The sequence below is a fragment of the Pseudomonas sp. UBA3149 genome (assembly GCF_002364655.1).
Taxonomy (GTDB): domain Bacteria; phylum Pseudomonadota; class Gammaproteobacteria; order Pseudomonadales; family Pseudomonadaceae; genus Chryseomonas; species Chryseomonas luteola.
In genome coordinates this window covers 55,557-78,743 of record NZ_DEYV01000047.1, presented here as the reverse complement: position 1 = coordinate 78,743, position 23,187 = coordinate 55,557, and the positions used below count along the sequence as shown (strand labels likewise).

The following is a 23,187-nucleotide window of genomic DNA, read 5'->3' as shown; positions in this document are numbered from 1 at the left end:
CCGGTTACCTGGACTAGACGTTTTCCGGGGTCAAGCGCTCGAAAAGTGCCTCAATGATATTGAAACGCTCTTCAGGACGCTCCATCGGTACCTGGAATTTAAAGATGGTTGCACCCTCAAGGCGATACTTGTTGGGCTGGCTTTGTATCATTTTGACCAGTACCAACGGATCAACCTTCGTATCATGAGTGAACTCGATACGACCGCCTTGCGGGCCGGCATCAACCTTCACAACACCTAGGGCTTCTGCCTTGATCTTCATAAGTGTCAGGCGGACCAGGTTTTTGACGGCATTGGGCAAAAGGCCAAAGCGGTCAATCATCTCGACCTGTAGCTCCTTGAGTGCATCTTCATCGGCTGCAGAAGCAATACGCTTGTACAGAATCAGGCGAGTATGGACGTCTGGTAGATAGTCCTCTGGAATGAGCGCAGGTACCCGCAGATTGATGTCCGGACCACCGCCAAGGGGCTGTTCCAGGTTCGGTTGTTCACCTTTGCGAATAGCCTTGACCGCCCGTTCCAGCATTTCCATGTACAGCGTAAAGCCTACAGCCTGGATCTGGCCGCTTTGACCTTCGCCCAGGAGTTCGCCGGCGCCCCGTATTTCAAGGTCATGGGTGGCCAGAATGAAGCCTGCGCCCAGGTCCTGCGCACCAGCAATCGCCTCAAGACGTTTTTCAGCATCAGGCGTCATGCTTTTTCGTGGCGGTGTTAGCAGGTAGGCATACGCCTGGTGGTGACTTCGTCCCACGCGTCCACGCAACTGATGCAGTTGCGCCAGGCCAAACTTGTCTGCACGCTCGATAATGATGGTATTGGCGCTGGGCACGTCGATACCGGTCTCGATAATAGTTGACGCTACCAGCACGTTGAAGCGCTTGTGGTAGAAGTCGCTCATGACCTGTTCCAGTTCCCGTTCGCGCATCTGTCCATGACCAATGCCAATACGGGCCTCCGGCACCAGCTCCGCAAGGTCCCGGGCGCACTTTTCAATGGTCTTTACTTCGTTGTGAAGGTAGTAGACCTGTCCGCCGCGTAGCAGCTCGCGAAGAAGGGCTTCCTTGATAACCGCGTTCTGCTGCTCCATGACGAACGTCCGGACCGACAAACGTCGAGCCGGCGGAGTGGCGATGATGGACAGATCGCGCATACCTGCAACAGCCATGTTGAGCGTGCGCGGAATCGGTGTGGCCGTAAGGGTCAGAATATCGACTTCGCTACGTAGCGCTTTGAATTGCTCCTTCTGACGCACGCCGAATCGGTGCTCCTCATCAATGATGACGAGTCCCAGATTCTTGAGCTTCACGTCGTCCTGCAGCAGTTTGTGTGTGCCGATAATAATGTCGATATTACCGTCAGCCAGTTCCTGTACGGCCTTTTCAACATCCTTGGCAGACTTGAAGCGAGACATCACCTCGACACGCACAGGCCAGTCGGCAAAGCGGTCGCGAAAGCTGTTGTAATGCTGCTGCGCCAACAGTGTTGTAGGAACCAGGACGGCCACCTGCTTGCCGCTGTGTACCGCTACAAACGCCGCCCGCATGGCGACTTCGGTCTTGCCAAAGCCTACATCGCCGCAGACCAGACGATCCATGGGCTTGCCTGACAGCATATCCTTGAGTACAGCATCGATAGTAACTTGCTGGTCAGGTGTTTCTTCAAACGGAAAGCCTGCTGCGAAGGTTTCGTAATCCGCCTTGGGATCAGTAAACGCAAATCCTTCCCGAGCGGCTCGACGGGCATATACATCCAGCAGTTCGGCGGCAACATCGCGCACCTGCTCAGCTGCCTTGCGTTTGGCTTTCTGCCAGGTTTCAGAACCTAGTTTGTGTAGTGGAGCAAGCGCGTCGTCAGCGCCTGAATAACGGGCAATCAGGTGCAGGTTGGCAACCGGAACATAGAGCTTCGCTTCGTCTGCATATTCCAATAGTAGAAATTCTTGCGCCTGGCCCTCCAACTCAAGCGTTACCAGACCCATATAACGCCCAACGCCGTGGTCAATATGCACGACCGGCGCGCCCTCGCGTAGCTCGGTCAGGTTCTTGACGACGTTGTCACCATGCTCGTTGCGCTTTTCCCGGCGACGACGCTGCATGATGCGCTGACCAAACAACGGACTTTCGGCAATGAGGGCTACATCGGGTTTTTCGAGTAGCAAGCCTTCGTCGAGCGGCGCGACTGTAATCGACAGGCGCTCGTCAGTTTCCTGAAAATCTTCCCATCCCTCGACCGATGTAGGACGCAGGTTGATACGTGCCAGCAACTCAAGCAGCACCTCCCGACGGCCGGCGGATTCTGCTGTAAACAGGATGCGTCCATCAAACTCAGCCAAGAAATTTTGCAAGGCCGCCAATGGCTGATTAGCCTTGGCCTCAATGGCAAGATTGGGCAGAGGCCGCGCTGAAAAACGCTCACGACCCACACCCGGCTCGATATCATCGCTACTGATAACAATGCGTGGCCATTGCTTGAGACGAGCGAAGCACTCTTCTACCGGGAGGAAAACTTCAGCCGGTGGTAATAGAGGACGCTCCGGGTCAACGCGACGGTCTTCGTAACGGGTCCGTACGTCCGTCCAGAACTGTTCAGATGCCTGCTCGATGCCTGGTAACGAAAAAACCTGTGCGCTCTGGGGCAGGTAATCAAACAGCGTCGACGTCTCATCAAAGAACAGCGGCAAGTAATACTCGATGCCCGCAGGCGTCAAGCCACTCGCCAGATCCTGGTAAAGAGGGCTGCGACGATAATCCACATCAAAACGCTCTCGAAAGCGCGCCCTGAACCCTGTGACGGCTTCTTTATGCAGCGGAAATTCTCGAGCAGGAAGCAGTCGGATCGAATCTACCTTGTCGATTGATCGCTGCGTCTCTGGATCAAATGTGCGTAATGTCTCAATTTCGTCATCGAATAAGTCGATTCGGTACGGGAGACTACTGCCCATCGGGAAGAGATCAATCAGTGCTCCACGGACTGTAAATTCGCCATGCTCGTAGACGGTATCGACATAGCGGTATCCGGCTGCCTCCAGGCGAGCCCGCGTAGCCTCTACATCCAGACGTTGTCCCACATCCAGCACAAGACTGCTGCCTAACAGGAAGCGTGTAGGTGCCATACGATGTAGGGCTGTTGCGATAGGCACTACCAAAATGCCGTGATCAAGCTCTGGTAGACGATAGAGCGCCGCTACACGTTGGGAAATAATGTCTTGATGCGGCGAGAAAATATCGTAAGGCAACGTTTCCCAATCAGGGAAATGCAGTACGGGAAGCCTCGGGGCAAAGAAGCGCAGTTCTTGCTCCAGGCGTTCGGCGCTCTGGCTGTCCGGCGTTAAAAGTAGGGTGAAGCGTTGGCTGGCAGCGCTTGCAGCCTCGGCAATAGCCAGACTTAGCGCGGCTCCGGGGAGATTTCCCCAATGCTGTCGTCCGGCGGTATCAGGAATTGATGGAATGCGCAAAACGGGCACGCTGGTTAGGCTCCGTTGAAAAAAATCTGAGTTGGGATTGTAACGACGGTCTCGTCTCGCTGTCAGTGCATCGACGCGCGAAGATTGCCGGTTCAGGCAGGTGCGGTCATAATGTAGTTCCTTTTGTTAGCCCCTACATATGGAAGGTATCACCGTGAGTCAGAACTCCGACCAGTGTCTTGGTGAATGGATCGATCGTGAGGCGATTGCGGAGGCAATGATTCCGCTGATCGGTCAGCTCTACCGTAATAATAATGTTGTGACCTCTATATATGGGCGTGGTTTGGTTAATCGTTCAGTGATCGCCATTCTCAAGGCGCATCGCTTTGCACGTCAGGTCGATGATGTCGCATTGTCTGTACACGATACCTATCCGCTGCTTAAGGCTATTAGTGAACTTGAGCTAGGTGCCGCTTCCATTGATTTGGCGCGTCTGAGCTTGAAATTCAAGCAGGCGGGGGCAGGGCGTGATCTAAAAGAGTTCCTACGCGAAGAACTGGCTGCCGTTGTAGGTAAGCAGGGCACCGAAAAGCGCCAGGGAACCGATGTGGTTCTGTATGGCTTTGGCCGTATCGGACGTTTGCTTGCACGTATCCTTATCGAGCACTCTGGAAGCGGCGATGGCCTGCGTCTACGTGCCATTGTGGTGCGTAAAGGCGCTGAAAACGATCTGGTCAAGCGCGCCAGCCTGTTGCGTCGCGACTCGGTACATGGCTCCTTTGAAGGCACCATCACCGTTGACGAGACCAACAACACAATTTGTGCAAATGGCACCTTGATTCAGGTGATTTATTCCAACGATCCGACCACAGTCGACTACACCCAGTACGGTATCAATAATGCGATCATTGTTGATAACACCGGTAAATGGCGTGATGCAGAAGGCCTGTCGCAACATCTGAAGTGCCCGGGTGCTGCGCGTGTTGTGCTGACGGCGCCTGGCAAGGGGTCGCTCAAGAACATCGTTCACGGTATCAACCACAACACTATCAGCCCGGAAGACAGCATTGTTACGGCGGCTTCCTGCACCACCAATGCTATCGTGCCCGTGCTGAAGGCCGTCAATGACAAGTACGGCATCATCAGCGGTCATGTAGAAACGGTTCACTCCTTCACCAATGATCAAAACCTGATCGACAACTTCCACAAAGGTGATCGTCGCGGTCGTAGTGCACCGTTGAACATGGTGATTACCGAGACGGGCGCCGCCAAAGCGGTCGCCAAGGCGCTGCCAGAATTGGCTGGCAAGCTGACAGGTAATGCCATTCGCGTTCCAACGCCCAACGTGTCGATGGCTATCCTGAACCTGAACCTTGAAAAAGGCACCAATAAGGAAGAGATCAACGATTATCTGCGTTATATGGCGCTGCACTCTGATCTTCACAAGCAGATCGATTTCGTCAACTCGCCTGAAGTGGTATCCAGCGACTTCGTTGGCTCTCGTCATGCTGGCATAGTAGACGCAGGTGCTACCATTTGCAGCGATAACCGTGTCGTTCTCTATGTGTGGTACGACAACGAGTTCGGCTATAGCTGCCAGGTTGTTCGTGTGCTTGAGGAAATGGCTGGTGTAAACCCACCGGCTTATCCAGCGGTTTAAGCATTGTTCATATGAAGACGGGAGCTTAGGCTCCCGTTTTTATTTATCGCTTTAAATTGAAAAAACTTTTCTAGTGTGACGAAAGGTCGCAACGAGAGGATAGGTGTAACCTATATAGAGATCATCGCTTAAATCGGGTTGCCGTAGAGCCGGTGATGATGTGCTCGACGCTCATGAGCGATCGGTTCGTTTTTTCGAGGAGTAATCATGGCTGTCTATAACTATGACGTAGTGGTGCTGGGATCGGGCCCGGCAGGCGAGGGGGCTGCAATCAATGCAGCCAAGCACGGACGCAAGGTGGCGGTCGTGGACAGTCGCCAGGTCATCGGTGGAAATTGCATTCACCTTGGCACCATTCCGTCAAAGGCTCTGCGTAACTCAGTCAAGCAGATCATCCATTTCAACAATAATCCGATGTTCCGCACGATTGGCGAGCCTCGCTGGTTTTCCTTTCCTGACGTGCTCAAGAGTGCTGAGCGCGTCATTGGAAAGCAGGTTAATTCACACACATCCTATTTTGCTCGTAACCGGGTCGATGTGTACTTCGGAACCGCAAGCTTTATCGACGAGCACACGATCAACGTCATAAATCCCAATGGCGGTACCGAACAACTGGTTGGCAAGCAGGTGGTTATTGCAACGGGCTCGCGTCCTTATCGCCCAGCTGATGTTGATTTCTCCCACCCGCGTGTCTATGACAGCGATACCATCCTGACCTTGAGCCATACACCACGGCGCCTGATCATTTATGGAGCAGGTGTCATTGGGTGTGAATACGCCTCCATCTTCAGTGGCCTGGGTGTGCTCGTCGATCTGATCGATACGCGCGATCAGCTGCTGAGCTTCCTGGATGATGAAATCTCCGATGCGCTTAGCTACCACTTGCGCACCAATAATGTGCTCATTCGTCACAATGAAGAGTATGAGCGTATTGAAGGCCTGGAGCATGGGGTCGTTCTTCACCTTAAGTCAGGCAAGAAGCTGCGAGCTGACGCGCTTCTGTGGTGTAACGGGCGCACCGGCAATACCGACCAGCTGGCGTTGGAGAATGTTGGTATCGAGGTGAACAGCCGCGGCCAGATTAACGTGGATGAGAATTACCGCACCAGTTGCCCCAATATCCTGGCGGCTGGAGATGTCATTGGTTGGCCTAGCCTTGCCAGTGCAGCGTTTGACCAAGGTCGTTCAGCTGCCGGTAATATTCTGGATGATGATTCAGCGCGCTATGTCGATGATATTCCTACTGGAATTTATACCATTCCCGAAATCAGTTCTTTGGGTAAAAACGAGCGCGATTTGACGCAGGCTAGAGTACCCTACGAAGTTGGCAAAGCGTTCTTCAAAAGCATGGCGCGAGCGCAGATTTCAGGCGAGCCGGTAGGCATGCTCAAAATCCTGTTCCATCGCGAGACTCTGGAAGTCCTTGGTGTTCACTGCTTTGGCGATCAGGCGTCCGAGATTCTTCACATCGGACAAGCCATCATGAACCAGAAAGGTCCTGGCAATAACATCAAGTACTTCATCAATACGACGTTTAATTATCCCACCATGGCTGAGGCGTACCGCGTAGCTGCCTTTGATGGGTTGAACCGGCTTTTCTAAGCCGGCTTAGCCTGTGGTTTGTGATCATCCAGCACGGTTCTGGCCAGTGCTGGATAATCCGTAATTAAACTGTCTGCACCGAAGTCGATTAGGCGTCGCATCAAGGAAGGCTCATTTACCGTCCATACCGATACATGCAGGCCTTGGCGCTGGGCCTTCAAGAGTCGCTCAGGGGTGCACAGCGTCCAATTGAGCGCAAGTAAATGGCAGCCGTAGTTAGCAGCCACTTTCAGCGGATCCAGCCAGGCATATTCTGCCACCAGCCCACGTTGAAGCCAGGGAGTATCACGGTTAAGCGCCCTTAATACTTCCCGTGAGCTGGACGTTACCGTAATGCGATCGCTGAGATTGAAACGTTTCGCCAGCTCATCGATGGCTTTGATGGTGCGTGCAGCCCGGACGCGTGAAGCGCTTTTGACTTCAAGCTGCCAATGCTCGAAATCCACTTGCTTGAAAAGATCCTCAAGGCGTGGAATAGGGCAGGGTCGAGGCCATGAGGGACCTGCCAAGCGTGCGTCGTAGGTAACCAGCGTATCGGCAGGCAACTCGACAACCTTACCTCGACGTCCCGTAGTACGCTTGAGGGTAGGGTCGTGAATGACCATCAATTCTCCATCACTGGACAGGTGGAGGTCCAGCTCGCAGCGGGTTACGCCCACCTGCAGGCACTGCTCAAAGCTGGCTAGCGTGTTTTCCGGGGCCTCGCCTTTGGCTCCTCGATGGCCGTAGATGACTGTCATGGCGTTTCCCTGCGATTAAGTGGCTGATGGTCACGAACCGCATCAATGACACGGTTATTCTCAAAATAGACGCTGAAGTCGCGATAGTCCCAGCGAGTAATGGGCGGCTTACCTACGGCTGGATGTTCTTCGTCCGGCAAACCAAATCGATTCAGCACCTCGGTGCGAAGTTGCCCAGGTTGGGGCAGGGCCGTGTGGGTGTCACCTTGACGACTAATAGGGATCGAGAGCGTATCGGCGAAAACAGCTGTTGGGCCGAGCAACAGTAAAAAACTCAGCCAGTAGTTCACTATTGCTCACCCTTGGGCTGTGCTCTGAGCGTACGGCGCTCATGGGCCTGCTTCTTGAAGATATGCCGAGCAAGCAGCTGGCGTTGTGCATCGCTGATGTCTACGAAGCTGGTGCCTATCTCATAACTGTCTGGCGTAGCCGGCTGGCAGTGAATCACTTCAGCTTTCAATTCAAGGCCCAGTGCCTGAGGCATCAGTATCATGCGCAGGCTTAGCTGGCTACCCAGTGAAAACGCCTCTGAATGTTGAAAGCTGATGCCACCCTCGGACAGCACGACAGGTCTGGGTTCTCCGACTTCATGAATCAAATTCCAGGTCAGTGCCTGACCCAGTAAATCGATTCGCTTGTTGAGCAGCTTTATACAGGCGGCAATTGGGCGGTCGCGCTCATTGACGCTACGCAGAAGGTGCTGTGATTCGAACTCCAGAAGATGCATTTCACTTAGCAGATCGAACAAAGGTGACACATTAGGCGTGGCGGATTGTTCTGTCCCGGCAAGTGGGGTGATTTCCAGTGCGATCGAGTCTGTGATGCGATAGTATTCGCGGCGTTCATCCGCGTCTAGTGCGGTCATGGTAAACCCACGGCGATGATCGAAGCGTTGAGTGTAATGCCTGCTGATGGGGGCTTGCCAGTCTGTAAGCTGGCGCTTCGTCAGGGCTGTGAAGCAACAGGGATTCGCTCCGCCTGAAGTGGCGAACGCTGCATATATGAGTGTAGTCGAGCTTGGGACTATAACGGCCAGTTCTGTATTGTTTGCCGTTTCCCTTGTCCATAAGGACTCGCTTGCGTCCCATTCCTGCTTAAGCTTGGATATGTTTAGACCACTACCTATCTACATCGGCATGCGTTATGTGCGTGCCAAGCGAAGAAATCACTTCGTTTCATTTATTTCCCTGACCTCCATGGTTGGGCTGGCGCTGGGTGTGCTGGTCATGATCGTAGTGCTTTCGGTCATGAATGGATTCGACCGTGAAATGCGCGACCGCGTCCTGGGGATGATTCCCCATGCCACTGTAGAGTCCTACCAGCCGATTAATGATTGGCGGACTATTGCCGATCAGGCCAGAAAAAACCCTCAAGTGGCCGCGGTTGCGCCGTTTACCCAGCTGCAAGGCATGCTGACCCAGGACAAGGCCGTTCAGACCGTACTTCTCAACGCCATTGATCCGGATGAGGAGCCGAAGGTTTCGATCATCAGTGACTTCATGCGTGAAGGTAAGCTGACGGATCTCAAACCGGGCGGTTTCGGCGTTATTATCGGAACGCTGGCTGCGCAGAAACTGGGCGTTAAAGTGGGTGATAAGGTTACCTATATCGCCCCGGAAGTAGCCGTGACGCCTGCCGGTATGTTTCCCCGGATGAAGCGGCTTACCGTCGTAGGTATTTTTAGCGTCGGGGCCGGAGAGCTGGATGGTTCGGTGGGTCTGATCCATGTTGAGGATGCGGCGCGCCTGCAGCGGTGGCAGCCCAGTCAGGTCCAGGGCATCCGCCTGAAACTGCACGATTTGTTCAAGGCACCCCAGGTTTCGTGGGATATTGTCCGGTCGCTGGCAAGTGACAACGAAGACTTCTATGCACGTGATTGGACTCGCACCCATGGCAACCTGTATCAAGCCATCGGTATGGAGAAGACCATGATTGGCCTTCTCCTTCTTCTGATCGTGGCGGTAGCTGCCTTCAATATCATCTCGACATTGGTCATGGTGGTAACTGACAAGACGTCCGACATTGCCATTTTACGGACGTTGGGTGCCACGCCTCGCCAGATCATGTTTGTTTTCATGGTTCAGGGTACTTTCATCGGCGTAATCGGAACCCTGCTTGGCTGCGCCTTGGGAGTTGTCGCTGCGCTTAATGTCAGCGGCTTCATTGCTTGGCTGGAACGTACGACAGGACATCAGTTCCTGAACGCTCAGGTGTATTTCATCAATTATTTGCCGTCCCAGTTGCAGCTCAATGATGTCTTGTGGGTGTGTGGTGCCTCGCTGCTGCTGAGTTTCCTTGCCACCCTGTACCCTTCCTGGAGTGCTGCTCGCACCCAGCCTGCCGAGGCGTTGCGTTATGAGTGATAAAGCCGTACTGCGTTGCCAGAACCTGGGCAAGCGCTACGAAGAGGGACCGCAAACGGTCGACGTCCTGACCGGCGTAGAGTTGGAGCTGCTTCCAGGCGAGCGTGTTTCGATCGTAGGCAGTTCCGGTTCAGGAAAAACTACGTTGCTGAACCTGTTGGGCGGACTGGACACCCCAAGTCAGGGCAGTGTATGGCTGGATGGGGAGGAGCTTTCGGCGCTCAATGAGAAGGCACGCGGCCTGTTGCGTAACCGTGCCATGGGCTTCGTTTATCAATTTCATCACTTGCTCCCTGAGTTCAGCGCACTGGAAAACGTCTGCATGCCATTGCTTATCGGTCGAACGTCGATAGCTGAAGCCCGCAGGAAAGCTTCTGCATTGCTGGAGCGGGTGGGGCTGGGACATCGACTAAGCCATAAGCCGGCTGAGTTATCCGGAGGCGAGCGCCAGCGGGTAGCCATCGCACGTGCATTGGTCAATGAGCCCAAGCTGGTTTTGCTGGATGAGCCTACAGGCAATCTGGATCAGCACACGGCCCATGGAATTCAGCAAATGATGCTTGAGCTTTCAACGTCCTTGCGTACGTCCTTTCTTGTAGTAACCCACGACCAGTCGCTGGCCGCTCAGATGGATCGTACGCTGCGCCTGGAAGATGGCCGCCTGGTTCCGGCCTGACGGCCATTCTTCTCCTGAAACAGTGTAAGGCGAAATGTTCAGACCTTTATCTCTTTTCATTGGATTGCGATATACACGGGCAAAGCGCCGTAAATCGTTTATCTCATTCTTCTCGCTGGTCTCCATGATCGGGCTGACGCTGGGCGTATTGGCCATGATTTTGGTGCTATCAGTCATGAACGGCTTTCAGCGGGAGATGCGTACCCGAATCCTGGGAATGGTGCCTCACGCAACCATTAATGCAGAGCAGCCATTCTCGGACTGGAAAAGCGTAGCGGACAAGGCGGTGCAGCAGCCTCATGTATTGGCTGCGGTTCCCTATACCCAGCTGCAGGGCATGCTATCCCAGCGCGGACGCATGCAGCCGCTGTTGGTGGATGGTGTTGATCCTGAGCTGGAGCCCAAGGTCTCGATCATCGGTGATCGCATGGTTCAAGGGCAGCTGGATAACCTGAGGGCGGGTGAGTTTGGCATCGTTATTGGCGAGATCACAGCTCATCGCTTCCAGCTGGGTATGGGTGACAAGGTCACCGTTATCGTCCCTGAGGTAACCTCTGCGGCAGGCAACATCACGCCACGGATGCGTCGCTTTACTGTGGTAGGTATCTTCAAGGTCGGTGCAGAGCTTGATGGTTCCCTAGGGATTATCAATGTAGCGGACGCCGCTCCATTGAAAGGATGGGAGCCAGGGCTCGTTCAGAGCGTTCGTCTGGCATTCGATGATCTGTTCAAGGCGCCACAGTATTCCCGTCAAGTAGCTAATGCCATGGGGCCGGGTTATCAGTCGCAGGACTGGACCAGTACTCAGGGAAGTCTGTTCCAAGCAATGAACATGGAAAAGACCATGATTGGTCTGCTGCTTCTACTGATCGTAGCGGTAGCGGCCTTTAACATCATCGCCACGCTGATCATGGTTGTTGCCGACAAGAAGGCAGATATTGCGATCTTGCGTACATTGGGCGCTACGCCTCGCCAGATCATGTTTGTTTTCATGGTGCAGGGGACGGTGATTGGAGTTATCGGCACGCTTGTTGGCGGTGTCCTGGGTGTTATTGCTGCGCTTAATGTAAGCCAGTGGATTTCAGCCCTTGAACGTATTGTCGGGCATAAGATATTTGGCTCTGACATGTACTTCATCAGTAACCTGCCGTCTGAGCTCCAGCTAGAAGATGTAGCGCTAATCTGTTGCGCCGCGTTGTGCATGAGTTTTTTGGCTACGCTTTACCCTGCCTGGCGTGCGTCGCGCACAGAGCCTGCCGAGGCATTGCGATATGATTAACGAGGCCGTGCTGCGTTGCGTTGATCTGGGTAAACGCTATGTCGAAGGCCCTGAGACCGTCGAGGTTCTTTCAGGGGTCAATCTGGACCTTCAGCCAGGTGAGCGCATTTCCATTGTAGGCAGCTCTGGTTCAGGCAAAACCACATTACTGAACCTATTGGGTGGCCTGGATACACCGTCTCAGGGCGGTGTTTGGTTGGCAGGCGAAGAGCTTTCCCGACTGAGTGAGAAAGCGCGCGGTCTATTGCGCAATCGTGCCATGGGCTTCGTCTATCAGTTTCATCACTTGCTCCCGGAATTCAGTGCATTGGAAAACGTCTGCATGCCGCTGCTTATTGGCGCTACGCCGATCTCGGAGGCGCGGGAGCGTGCCGCTCAACTGCTTAAGCGGGTGGGGCTGGGGCATCGGTTGAGTCACAAGCCTGCTGAATTATCGGGTGGTGAAAGGCAGCGGGTCGCGATAGCCAGGGCCCTTATCAATCAGCCCAAGGTTGTTTTGCTGGACGAGCCTACAGGCAATCTGGATCAGCATACTGCACACAGTATCCAAGAGTTGATGCTTGAGTTGAGTGACTCGCTGAGCACAGCCTTCCTCATAGTGACGCATGATTTGGCGCTCGCAGCGCAGATGGATCGGTGTTTGAAATTAGCTGACGGACAATTGGCTGACGTATAAGGTTGAACCCGGCAGGATGCCGGGTTGTTGTTCTTGGGCTTCGATGGAGCGGAGTCATGCGCACAGGGATCGTTGCGTTCATTGCAGGCCTATTGGTGCTGCGCTTTCTACCCGAATTGCCTGATCGAGAGGCTCTTGTTGCCTGCTTGATAGTGGCATTCGGTCTGATGTTCCTGCCCCGTGTCTACGTGGCAGGTGCCTTCTTGATAGGCTTTGGCTGGGCCTGTCTGTCGGCTCATTGGGCGCTGGATGAGCGACTGGATGATGGTCTGGACGGAAGAATAGTCTGGCTTGAGGGAACAGTTGTAGGGCTTCCTGAATTGCGCGAAGGTTCGACGCGTTTTCTTGTGGAAGATGCGCAGAGCCGTCGAGGGGCTTTACCAAGTCGTATCCGGGTCTCTTGGTCAAATGCGCCTGCCGTACGATCAGGTGAGCAATGGCGTCTCGCTGTAGAGTTGCAAAAGCCGGGCGGGCTCCACAATCTCCGGGGAATGGATGGCGAAGCCTGGATGCTGGCTCATCGAATCGGTGCAAGCGGTGTCGTTAAGGCAGGGCAACGACTTTCCCGTCAGGCCACCTTGGATGCCTGGCGAGACGCATTAAGGCAGCGGTTATTGCATCTTGACGCCTTTCAGCGAAACGGTGGGCTGGCTGCATTGGTTCTGGGCGACGGCTCAGGCGTTTCGACTCAGGATTGGCAGCTTTTACAGGCCACAGGCACTACGCATCTGATGGTTATTTCCGGTCAGCACATTACGCTGCTTTCGGGATTTGTATTTGCGCTGATCGCCGGATTGGCGCGTCTGGGCTACTGGCCTGTCCGGATACCGTGGTTTCCTGTTGCTTGCCTGTCTGCGCTTGTATCGGCGGTAGGATACGGATTTCTGGCAGGCTTTGACGTTCCTGTAAGACGAGCCTGCGTCATGATCGCGCTGATTACAGTATGGCGATTACGGTTTCGTCACCTGGGGGCATGGATACCGGTAGGTATTGCCTTGGCGGCTGTGCTGGTGGCTGAGCCGCTGGCAAGCCTTACGGCAGGCTTTTGGTTGTCTTTTATCGCTGTAGGTCTCTTGATATGGATCTTTGGCGGCCGTTTGGGTCAATGGAATCCTTGGCGCAGTTGGGGGCGGGCCCAATGGATGATGGCAGTCGGGCTAGCGCCGGTTTTACTGGCTCTGGATCTGCCTGTCAGTCTGTCGGGGCCGATCGCTAACCTTGTTGCCGTGCCTTGGGTAGACTTTTTAGTGGTGCCAGCCGCCTTGCTGGGTACCGTGTTTCTTCTGATCATTCCTCCCCTAGGCGAGTTGCTACTGTGGTGTTCAGGCGCGACCCTTGATGGTTTATTCGCATTTCTCGGGTACGTGTCGGCACTGGTTCCTGCGTGGCAGGGAGCATGGGTGCCTGCGTGGGCTGTCGCTTTAGGCATGCTGGGTGTGTTGCTATGGCTGGCTCCCGATGGGGTGCCGGTCAGGCCTTTGGCAGTATTTCTGCTGATTCCGTTGTTCTGGCCGCCAGTGACCCGACCAGCGTCAGGACTGGCAAAGGTAACCGTGCTCGACGTCGGACAGGGGTTGTCTGTATTCATACAGACCAAAGGCCACGCCATGCTATACGACGCCGGGCCGCTTAGCGGAAGCTATGATGCTGGCGAAAGGGTGGTAGTCCCCAACCTGAAAGCTACAGGCGTCAGTCATCTAGACATGATGTTGGTCAGTCATGGGGACGCAGATCATGCAGGAGGCGCCGCTGCTGTTTTCAGTGCCTTGAAGGTGGACAAGGTGGTGAGCGGGGAAGTGAAGCGGCTTCCTCCTGGCTTGCATCCGACACCCTGCGAAGATAATCAGCGCTGGGTGTGGGAGGGAGTCTTATTTACTGTCTGGCAGCCTAGCCCCTTGATGAAGGGAAACGCTGCATCGTGCGTGCTGATGGTAGAAGCAGCAGGCGAGCGCCTTTTGCTAACCGGTGATATAGACGAAAAGGCCGAGCGTCGCCTCGTTGAATCTGGGCGGGATATACGGGCTCAATGGTTATTGGCACCTCATCATGGCAGTCGAACGGCTTCGAGCGAGCGTTTCGTCAGTCTGGTAAAACCTGAATATGCCTTGATCTCGAGGGGAATTCACAACAACTTTGGCCATCCACATGCACAAGTGATCAGTCGTTATGAACGTCATGGCGTCCGGATTTACGATACAGCCTTGAACGGTGCAATATCATTTACCCTCGGTAAGCATGATTTGCCGCAAGGCGCTCGTCAGAAGCGTTATTTCTGGCAAGAAAAATAATTGGCGCTTCATGATAGAGTTGCGCACTTTTAAGGAAAGGGTTCAGGGCGTGTTCGAACTGGTCAAAGCAGGCGGCTGGATGATGCTGCCAATTATTCTGAGTTCTATTGTAGGCATGGCTATCGTAGCCGAGCGGTTATGGACACTGCGCCGTGCACGTGTCGTTCCGCCGCAACTGTTGGCTCAGGTATGGAAGTGGCTGCAAGATAATTCGCTCACAAGCGAGAAGCTTAAGGAGTTGCGCGCCAATTCGCCTTTGGGTGAGGTAATGGCTGCAGGGCTTGCCAATTCCCGTCATGGCCGTGAAGTCATGAAAGAGGCCATTGAAGAGGCTGGTAGCCGCATCGTGCATGATCTGGAGCGCTATCTGAATACCCTAGGTACGATTGCTGCCATGGCACCCTTGATGGGACTGCTAGGCACGGTGTTTGGCATGATCGAGATCTTCAGCTCTTTCATGGAAAGCGGTCTGGCCAACGCTCCGGTTCTGGCTGGCGGTATTTCCAAGGCCTTGCTGACCACGGCGGCTGGTCTGATCGTGGCTATTCCTGCCGTATTCTTCCATCGCTTCCTGCTGCGTCGTGTCGATGAACTGATTGTCTCTATGGAACAAGAGTCCATCAAGCTGGTTGAAGTCGTTCAGGGTGATCGTGAAGTAGACTTCGTCACGGAAGGTACCAAAGCGTGAAGTTTCGGCGTAGATCAGGCGGGGCAGCTAGAGACGAGGCCTACGTCAACCTGACATCACTGATCGATGTTGTATTCGTGTTGCTGCTGTTCTTTGTCGTAACCACCACCTTCAACAAGCCGAGCCAGTTGAAACTGGAGCTGCCTGAGGCGCAAAGTGCAGAACCTGCCGAAGCAGCTGCCAAGGACTTGGAAATCAGCATTTCAGCAGACGGCGTCTTTTCACTGAACGATCAAGCGTTGGCTAAAGGTGATCTGACTTCGCTCATGACTGCATTGCAGCGTGAGTCGGGTGGGGATAACAGCGTGCCACTGATCATCTCTGCTGATGGCCGCACGCCTCATCAATCAGTGGTGACGGCAATGGATGCCGCTGGAAAGCTGGGCTTTTCACGAATCCGCATCACAACGGTTGAGGCTCAGGCAGACAAACAGTGAGTATTTCCTCACGGCTTCTCAGGGCTTGGTATCGTGGTCATCCGGCCCTGAATGTACTGAAACCCTTGGAGGCCCTGTATTGTCACGTTGCTCGACGAAAGCGTAGGCGCTTTCTGGAGAGCGACAAGGGTGTTTTCGTTTCACCTGTTCCTGTGCTGGTCGTGGGAAACCTCACAATAGGTGGAACGGGCAAAACTCCGATGATCCTTTGGCTCATCGAGCACTGCCGCGGTCGTGGATTGCGAGTCGGTGTGGTAAGCCGGGGCTATGGTGCAAAACCTCCACATTTTCCCTGGCGGGTAATGCCGGAGCAGCTGCCTGCGGTAACGGGTGATGAGCCTTTGCTTATTGTTCAACGGACCCGGGTTCCGCTTGTCATCGCTCCGAATCGTCCTGCTGCGGTTCAGGAGTTGCTGCGAACCGAGTCGCTGGATCTCATCCTCAGTGATGACGGTCTACAACACTATGCGCTTGCACGTGACCTTGAGCTTGTCATGGTTGACGCGGCAAGGGGCTTTGGCAACAAGCGCTGTCTTCCGGCGGGGCCACTTAGAGAGCCTATTGAGCGACTGCTAAGCGTTGACGCCATTCTTTATAATGGTGGCACCAGCGATACGGAAGATGGCTACTCGGTTCAATTGAAACCAACGGCCTTGATCAATCTAGTATCAGGTGAGCGCCGGCCTCTCAATTATTTTTCTCCTGGCCAGGAGGTTCACGCACTGGCTGGGATTGGTAATCCTGATCGCTTCTTCAAGACGCTCGAAGCATTGCAGTGGCGACCCATTGCCCACCCATTCGCCGACCATGCAGTTTATACCTCTGAGCGACTACGCTTTCAGCCGGCTTTACCATTGATAATGACTGAGAAAGATGCCGTCAAATGCAGAGCCTTTGCCGCTCCTGATTGGTGGTATCTTGCGGTTGATGCTCAGCCTTCAGCAGCTTTTGTTTCGTGGCTGGACAGACGGCTAGACCTGTTACAGGCTCAATAACTTATTTACCCAACAAGGATTCCTTATGGATCTCAAGCTTCTCGACATCCTGGCTTGTCCTATTACCAAAAGTCCGCTCAAGCTAAGCGAAGACAAGACTGAGTTGATTAGCAAGGCCGCAGGGCTTGCGTATCCTATCCGGGATGGCATCCCGGTCATGCTGGAAAGCGAAGCCCGTGTCCTCAGCGTTGATGAGCGTCTGGATAAATGACTGTCTCCTATACCGTAGTCATTCCTGCGCGTTTTGCTTCGAGCCGTTTGCCCGGCAAGCCGTTGCAGGATATTGCAGGCAAGCCCATGATTCAGCATGTATGGGAACAGGCCAGTAAGAGCGCAGCCGGTCAGGTGGTTGTGGCTACAGATCATTCCGACATCATGGCAGCCTGCGAACGTTTCGGTGCACATGCGCTGCTGACGCGTACTGATCACGCTTCAGGTACGGACAGGCTGGCAGAGGTAGCCGAACTTATTGGCCTCCCGGACGATGCCATTATCGTGAATGTTCAGGGGGATGAGCCGCTTGTTCCGCCTGCCATTATCGATCAGGTTGCTCAGAATCTTGCCGCTCATTCCGAGGCGAGCATAGCCACATTGGCTGAGCCCATTCATAATATCGCCGCGTTATTCAACCCGAATGTTGTTAAGGTTGTCAGCGACAAGAATGGTCTGGCCTTGTCATTTAGTCGAGCGCCTATGCCTTGGGCGCGTGATGCGTTTGTCACAAGCCGCGATATCTTGCCCTCAAGTGTGCCGTACCGACGTCATATCGGTATCTATGCCTATCGAGTAGCATTTCTGAAGGACTTTGTGCGCTGGGGTGCATGCTGGCTTGAAAATACTGAAGCCTTGGAGCAGCTACGTGCACTTTGGCATGGCGTGCGTATCCATGTAGCAGATGCCATTGAGTCACCAGAGGCCGGAGTAGATACAGCTGAAGATCTGGAGCGGGTTCGCCGAGTCTTGGGAGGCGAATAATGCGTGTTCTGTTTGTCTGCATGGGCAACATTTGCCGCTCTCCTACGGCTGAGGCCATCTTTCGCGACAAGCTTGTCAAGGCTGGCCTACTTGACCGTATTGTTGTCGACTCGGCGGGAACAGGCGACTGGCATGTCGGTAAAGCCCCCGATCCTCGCTCGATCCAGGAAGGTGCTAAGCGAGGATATGATCTTTCAGGCCTGCGGGCTCGACAGATTACGACTGAAGATTTTCGCTCATTTGACCTTATCTTGACGATGGACCATGAGAACATGGCCTTTTTGTCCAGGCTTCGTCCTTCCAACGCTTCAGCTGAAGTGGATCTTTTGCTTCGCCGTTATGGTCTTGAGCAGGATGAAGTGCCGGATCCCTATTTTGGCGGAGTTGCTGGCTTCAAGCATGTTATTGACTTGCTTGAAAAGGCATGTGAAGCGCTTGTGCATGAGGTAAGGGGGCCACTTGAGCCTTACTGTACGTGAGTGGGTTTGTCTTAAACCTTTTAATACATTTGGTTTCGATGTGCGGGCACGCTTCTATGCAGAGGCTTACACGGATAATGATGTTCGTGAGGCTATGGCGTTTGCCGACAAGCAGGATGTGCCGCTCTATATCTTGGGCGGAGGCAGCAATCTGGTGCTTACGGAAGATGTTCAGGCTCTGGTGCTGCACATGCGTAGTCAGGGGATCCGACTTCTTGAGGAGGGCTCCTCAGGCCGTGTGATCGTTGAGGCTGAGGCAGGCGAGTCATGGCATGGGCTAGTCGAGACTTCATTGAGTATGGGGCTGAGTGGGCTGGAGAACCTGAGTCTCATACCGGGTACTGTGGGCGCCTCTCCCATGCAGAATATCGGTGCCTATGGTGTTGAGCTAAAGGATGTGTTTCATGGCTTAACGGCATTGGATCGCAAAACTGGCCAGACTTGCGAGTTTACCCTTGAAGAGTGCTGTTTTGGGTATCGAGAAAGCCGATTCAAGCAGGAGCCTGGCCGTTGGGTCATATTGCGGGTTCGTTTCAATCTAAATCGACACGGTACTTTGCGTCTGGATTACGGTCCTGTTCGCCAGCGCTTGGTGGAACAGGGCGTTGATGAACCGTCTCCCCAGGCAGTAAGCAAGGCCATTATTAGTATTCGACGGGAAAAACTGCCTGACCCTGCCATGTTGGGCAATGCGGGCAGTTTCTTCAAAAATCCTGTGGTTTCAAATCAATTGGCTACAAGACTTAAGGAGCGCTATAGCGATCTGGTCGTTTACCCTGTCACGGATGACCAGGTAAAGCTTGCAGCGGGTTGGTTAATTGATAAGGCAGGCTGGAAGGGCTTTCGGGAAGGGGACGCAGGCGTTCATGCGCAGCAGGCGCTTGTCTTGGTTAATTACGGTGCAGCGTCGGGTAAGGATATTCTTGATCTTGCTCAGCAAATTCGCACTGATATCGAGAGTCGGTTTTCTGTCCTGTTGGAGATGGAGCCCGGAGCGCTGAATTAGCGGTGACGGCATAATAAAAAGGGATGCATATGCATCCCTTTTTATTTGTTGAGGTATCAGGGCTGCGGTTTAGGCGCCTGCTTTTCCTCTTCGCTTTCAGATGGCTTTTGCTCTTCCACAGCATCCTGCTGAGGTTGTTGCTGCTCTACTGTTGGCTTTGGCAGGGCAAGCTCTGCAGGAATTTCGGCAGACTCAACCCTTTGTGCTGGCAGTTGATTCAAGCTTTCCGAGCTTGGCATAACAATCTCGGCCGTCATGGCAGGCTGGCTTTCTTTCGAGGGCTCATCCAGTGGTTTTTCCACATGTACATTCTCCAGGCGCTCTTGTGCCTGAGTAATGCCAGAGGGGAGGGCGGCTTCAACAACGGGTTCTGAGTCGGCAGCCAGGACCGGAGAGGCGTGCTCTTCAGGCGCTGGGGTTTCAGTTGGCAAGGAAGCTGCCGGAGGAGTAGTCAGGCTGACAGATGTTGCGGCCTGTGCTGCTGCAGCTTCCTCCTGTTCACGTGCCAAGCGCTCGGCCTCACGCTGACGGCGACGACGCTCACGGGGATCGTTAGGCGCACGTCCAACGGCCGGTGGGGTTAACTTAGGCTGTGCTCCAATGTCAGGCGTGTCTTCGCTTGCCTGAACGAGGGGCTGAGCCTCGGAAGAGGCCTCCGCAGGGGATGCGGCTTTCTCTTTCTGCACAGGCGCCGTTTCATTGACTGCTTGGGTAGGCTCCTCGGCTTGAGGAGCTTCAACCTCTACTACCGCTACCGTCTGATGAGTTTTCAAAGTAGTCTCGTGCGAGACTACTTCAACGACAGGCTGCTCTTCAGTGTGGTTAGGTGCAGAAACATGCTGGGCAACGACTGCTTCTGCTTCCGCCTGGGTCTGATTTTCCTGTTTGGGCTCGTTTCTTTCCGTTACGGTTGTGGCTTCAGCTGCTTGGGCATTGACCACTTCGGCAACCACAGCGGCGTTGGCAAGAGATTCAGTGTTGGATTCTCCCGTCAAGGCAACAGATTCGTTGTCGTTTGACTCGCCATGAGTGTCACGCTGACGTTCACGGCGATTGCTGCGACGACGCTGGCCGCGCGAGCGACGGCGTGGACGCTCATCGCTGTCTTGATCGTCATTCTGATCGTTCAGCTCTTCGTCGTTCAGTTGCTCGGCGTCAACTGTTGCATCCTGACGTGTTTCGGCCTCTTCTCTGGTCTGACGGCGTTCGGCGCGGGAAGGGCGTTCGCTGCGGCTGGGTTGTTCCTCGCGGGCAGGGCGCTCGTCCTTGTTTGCACGCTCTTCACGGGCAGGGCGCTCTTCACGTGGTTGGCGTTCCTCTCGGGCGGGACGCTCTTCGCGTGGTTGACGTTCCTCGCGAGCAGGGCGTTCTTCACGGCTCTGACGCTCTGCTCGTGGCTGACGCTCTTCACGTGGTTGGCGCTCTTCACGTGGTTGGCGCTCTTCACGGGTAGGACGTTCTTCTCGAGCGGCCTGGCGCTCTTCGCGTGGAGGGCGCTCGGTACGCGGTTGGCGCTCTTCACGGGGCGGACGCTCTTCGCGATTGTCACGGGCCTGCGACTGACGTTCTTCGCGAGGCTTGCGTTCTTCATCGCGACGGTTGTCACGGCGACGATTCTGCTGACGACCATTGCGGCGCTCATCAGTACGACGTGCTTCGCCATTGGGCTGAGTAGTTTCGGCTACAGCGGCAGGCTCTTCCGTCTTGCCAGCAAACAGACTGACCAGGGAGCGCACTAAGCCCTTAAAGAGGCTTGGCTCCGGCTGATGAGCAGGTTTGCTGGGTGCTTCGACCTGAGGTGCCGGAGTGCGCTCGGGTGCGACCTTGACTGCAGCTTCTTGGCGAACAAGGGTTCGTGTAGCGCTTGCGGGCTGGATCTCTTCGGCCTCGCTGTGAGTCATTTCATAGCTAGACTGGCCGTTCAGAAGATCCGGGTTGTCATCACGCAGGCGTATCACTTCAAAATGCGGGGTTTCGATGTGATCATCCGGTAGGATGATGATGCGAACCCGTGTACGTAGTTCAATCTTGGTGATGCTGTTGCGCTTTTCATTTAATAGGAACGAGGCGACCTGTAAGGGTACGCGTGCTCGAACCTCTGCTGTCCGATCCTTGAGTGCTTCCTCTTCAATCAGACGCAGAATGGCAAGCGACAAGGACTCGACGTCTCGGATAATGCCCTGACCGTTACAACGTGGGCAGACGATGCCGCTTGTCTCGCGCAGAGAGGGGCGCAGCCGCTGCCGAGACATTTCCAGAAGGCCAAATCGAGAAATGCGACCGATCTGTACTCGAGCGCGATCAGCCTCAAGCGCCTCCCGCATGCGATCTTCAACGGCGCGCTGATTTTTCACCGGTGTCATGTCGATGAAGTCGATAACGATCAAGCCGCCGATATCCCGCAAACGCAACTGGCGAGCGATTTCCTCGGCTGCTTCCAGGTTCGTTTGCAGGGCTGTCTCTTCAATATCGCCACCCTTGGTAGCGCGTGCAGAGTTGATATCGATCGAAACAAGCGCTTCAGTAGGGTCGATAACAATCGAGCCGCCAGAGGGCAGCTTTACTTCACGTTGAAAGGCAGTTTCGATCTGACTTTCGATCTGGAATCGATTGAACAGCGGTACGCTGTCCTGATAGAGCTTGATCTTGCTCTGGTACTGAGGCATGACCTGACGAATGAAGCTTAGTGCTTCTTCCTGAGCCTCTACGCTATCAATAAGCACTTCGCCGATATCCTGGCGAAGATAATCACGAATGGCTCGAATGATAACGTTGCTTTCCTGATAGATCAGGAAAGGCGCACTACGCTCGACAGAGGCTTCCTTGATAGCGGACCAGAGCTGCAGTAGGTAGTCCAGATCCCACTGCAGCTCTTCGGTGCTGCGGCCAAGGCCCGCTGTGCGGACAATCAGTCCCATGTCGGCTGGGGCATCCAGTCCATTCAGGGCTTCGCGCAGCTCGTTGCGCTCTTCACCCTCGATGCGGCGGGAAATGCCACCTGCACGTGGGTTGTTTGGCATCAGAACCAGATAGCGACCAGCCAGGCTGATAAAGGTAGTTAACGCAGCGCCCTTGTTGCCACGCTCTTCTTTTTCAACCTGAACAATGACTTCCTGCCCTTCGGACAGAACTTCCTTGATGTTGATGCGACCTTCTGGCGCTTTCTTGAAGTATTCGCGAGAGATTTCTTTGAGAGGGAGAAAGCCGTGACGCTCTGAACCGAAGTCGACAAATGCGGCCTCGAGGCTGGGCTCGATACGAGTGATGCGGCCTTTATAGATATTGGCCTTTTTCTGTTCACGAGCCCCTGACTCGATATCCAGATCAAATAGTTTTTGGCCATCTACTAACGCAACACGTAGCTCTTCAGGCTGCGTGGCATTGATGAGCATTCTTTTCATGTAATACCGTCGGTTTCCGGGCTACCGGAAACGGCGTTCGGCACACACGACTCGCCGAGGGTCGGTGCTTGGGGTCGTATCAAAGGCGGAGCCATCCGCCTTCGTGTCCAGCAGTACTCGGTTGTATGCCGAGCCGCGACTACGTCTCCTGCTTGCTGTCGTAACAGCAGCAACGTCAAACAGTCAGGAGGAGGAATAAGCTGTCAAAAGCGGACGAATAAGCGTCTAAGCCAGGCATTACCGGCTACACAGTTCAACAGCGGTACATCTCCACCCTTCACGTATCCTTCAGGAATCCTGGTGCCGCTCGCAGAATCCGGAGCGGTTGTTTTTTGTACTCACCTTCAACAGTGGGCACGGTGTTTTTATAAGGCTTTTGTTTTAAGTGGCACGTGTACTGCTTATAGCCATACGAACCACTCGAAGGACGGCCTGACGTCCACTGAACATGTTTATGACAGGGAGCTTATTTACAAGCGCTGTGTCATGCCAGGGTTATTGGCTTCCGGGACTATAACA

General features: G+C 54.3%; 19 protein-coding genes. 14 read left to right on the top strand and 5 right to left on the bottom strand.

Features of this window, described 5'->3' with window-relative positions; all coding sequences use genetic code 11:
- Positions 1–13: 13 nt before the first annotated feature.
- Entirely contained in the window at positions 14–3,463 is a 3,450-nt protein-coding gene (mfd, locus tag B3729_RS23790; protein ID WP_197873073.1) for a transcription-repair coupling factor, read from the bottom strand.
- A 139-nt stretch (positions 3,464–3,602) separates the two neighbouring features.
- On the opposite strand from mfd, the gene B3729_RS23785 reads away from it, so the two are divergent.
- Positions 3,603–5,063, top strand: coding sequence for a glyceraldehyde-3-phosphate dehydrogenase (locus tag B3729_RS23785; RefSeq protein ID WP_174588319.1), 1,461 nt, complete (start codon positions 3,603–3,605; stop codon positions 5,061–5,063).
- A gap of 207 nt (positions 5,064–5,270) precedes the next feature.
- Positions 5,271–6,665, top strand: coding sequence for a Si-specific NAD(P)(+) transhydrogenase (gene sthA / locus B3729_RS23780; protein ID WP_010797707.1), 1,395 nt, complete (start codon positions 5,271–5,273; stop codon positions 6,663–6,665).
- On the opposite strand, the gene B3729_RS23775 is transcribed toward sthA, so the two are convergent.
- The 3 genes from B3729_RS23775 to B3729_RS23765 are packed head-to-tail and all read right to left on the bottom strand — an operon-like array spanning position 6,662 to position 8,270.
- Positions 6,662–7,405, bottom strand: a complete 744-nt coding sequence (locus B3729_RS23775; protein ID WP_286789177.1) for a glycerophosphodiester phosphodiesterase — start codon at positions 7,403–7,405, stop codon at positions 6,662–6,664. The two genes, sthA and B3729_RS23775, sit on opposite strands and share 4 nt — an antisense overlap.
- Entirely contained in the window at positions 7,402–7,695 is a 294-nt protein-coding gene (locus B3729_RS23770) for a hypothetical protein (RefSeq protein ID WP_010797709.1), read from the bottom strand. Before B3729_RS23770 ends, B3729_RS23775 begins: the two co-directional genes overlap by 4 nt.
- Positions 7,695–8,270 carry a PilZ domain-containing protein gene (locus tag B3729_RS23765; protein WP_286789176.1) on the bottom strand — a complete coding sequence of 192 codons (576 nt, stop codon included), beginning with the start codon at positions 8,268–8,270 and terminating at the stop codon, positions 7,695–7,697. Before B3729_RS23765 ends, B3729_RS23770 begins: the two co-directional genes overlap by 1 nt.
- A 241-nt stretch (positions 8,271–8,511) precedes the next feature.
- Between B3729_RS23765 and B3729_RS23760 the strand changes: the two genes are divergently transcribed.
- From B3729_RS23760 to murB, 12 genes are read left to right on the top strand one after another with little or no spacing between them, the layout of a single operon-like run.
- A complete protein-coding gene (locus tag B3729_RS23760; RefSeq protein WP_037030120.1) occupies positions 8,512–9,768 on the top strand; it encodes a lipoprotein-releasing ABC transporter permease subunit in 1,257 nt (418 codons plus the stop codon).
- On the top strand, positions 9,761–10,444 hold the full coding sequence (gene lolD / locus B3729_RS23755) for a lipoprotein-releasing ABC transporter ATP-binding protein LolD (RefSeq protein WP_019365915.1): 684 nt from the start codon (positions 9,761–9,763) through the stop codon (positions 10,442–10,444). The genes B3729_RS23760 and lolD (B3729_RS23755) overlap by 8 nt, the downstream gene beginning before the upstream one ends.
- Before the next feature lie 34 nt (positions 10,445–10,478).
- On the top strand, positions 10,479–11,723 hold the full coding sequence (locus B3729_RS23750; RefSeq protein WP_286789175.1) for a lipoprotein-releasing ABC transporter permease subunit: 1,245 nt from the start codon (positions 10,479–10,481) through the stop codon (positions 11,721–11,723).
- A complete protein-coding gene (gene lolD / locus B3729_RS23745) occupies positions 11,716–12,399 on the top strand; it encodes a lipoprotein-releasing ABC transporter ATP-binding protein LolD (RefSeq protein ID WP_286789174.1) in 684 nt (227 codons plus the stop codon). Before B3729_RS23750 ends, lolD (B3729_RS23745) begins: the two co-directional genes overlap by 8 nt.
- 56 nt (positions 12,400–12,455) lie before the next feature.
- Positions 12,456–14,687: a DNA internalization-related competence protein ComEC/Rec2 gene (locus B3729_RS23740; RefSeq protein WP_286789173.1), complete on the top strand. Its 2,232-nt coding sequence runs from the start codon at positions 12,456–12,458 to the stop codon at positions 14,685–14,687.
- Between the two features lie 49 nt (positions 14,688–14,736).
- The gene (locus B3729_RS23735) at positions 14,737–15,375 is read left to right on the top strand and encodes a MotA/TolQ/ExbB proton channel family protein (RefSeq protein WP_019365918.1); all 639 of its coding nucleotides are present in this window, start codon (positions 14,737–14,739) and stop codon (positions 15,373–15,375) included.
- The gene (locus B3729_RS23730) at positions 15,372–15,812 is read left to right on the top strand and encodes an ExbD/TolR family protein (RefSeq protein WP_286789172.1); all 441 of its coding nucleotides are present in this window, start codon (positions 15,372–15,374) and stop codon (positions 15,810–15,812) included. Before B3729_RS23735 ends, B3729_RS23730 begins: the two co-directional genes overlap by 4 nt.
- The gene (gene lpxK / locus B3729_RS23725) at positions 15,809–16,807 is read left to right on the top strand and encodes a tetraacyldisaccharide 4'-kinase (protein WP_010797718.1); all 999 of its coding nucleotides are present in this window, start codon (positions 15,809–15,811) and stop codon (positions 16,805–16,807) included. Before B3729_RS23730 ends, lpxK begins: the two co-directional genes overlap by 4 nt.
- 25 nt (positions 16,808–16,832) lie before the next feature.
- Positions 16,833–17,018, top strand: coding sequence for a Trm112 family protein (locus B3729_RS23720; protein ID WP_010797719.1), 186 nt, complete (start codon positions 16,833–16,835; stop codon positions 17,016–17,018).
- On the top strand, positions 17,015–17,782 hold the full coding sequence (kdsB, locus tag B3729_RS23715) for a 3-deoxy-manno-octulosonate cytidylyltransferase (protein ID WP_286789171.1): 768 nt from the start codon (positions 17,015–17,017) through the stop codon (positions 17,780–17,782). Before B3729_RS23720 ends, kdsB begins: the two co-directional genes overlap by 4 nt.
- Positions 17,782–18,261, top strand: coding sequence for a low molecular weight protein-tyrosine-phosphatase (locus B3729_RS23710; RefSeq protein ID WP_122043060.1), 480 nt, complete (start codon positions 17,782–17,784; stop codon positions 18,259–18,261). The genes kdsB and B3729_RS23710 overlap by 1 nt, the downstream gene beginning before the upstream one ends.
- Positions 18,242–19,267 (top strand): UDP-N-acetylmuramate dehydrogenase, encoded by a 1,026-nt coding sequence (gene murB / locus B3729_RS23705; RefSeq protein ID WP_010797722.1) that lies wholly within the window; start codon positions 18,242–18,244, stop codon positions 19,265–19,267. Before B3729_RS23710 ends, murB begins: the two co-directional genes overlap by 20 nt.
- 56 nt (positions 19,268–19,323) lie before the next feature.
- On the opposite strand, the gene rne is transcribed toward murB, so the two are convergent.
- Positions 19,324–22,668: a ribonuclease E gene (gene rne / locus B3729_RS23700; RefSeq protein WP_286789170.1), complete on the bottom strand. Its 3,345-nt coding sequence runs from the start codon at positions 22,666–22,668 to the stop codon at positions 19,324–19,326.
- Positions 22,669–23,187 lie beyond the last annotated feature (519 nt).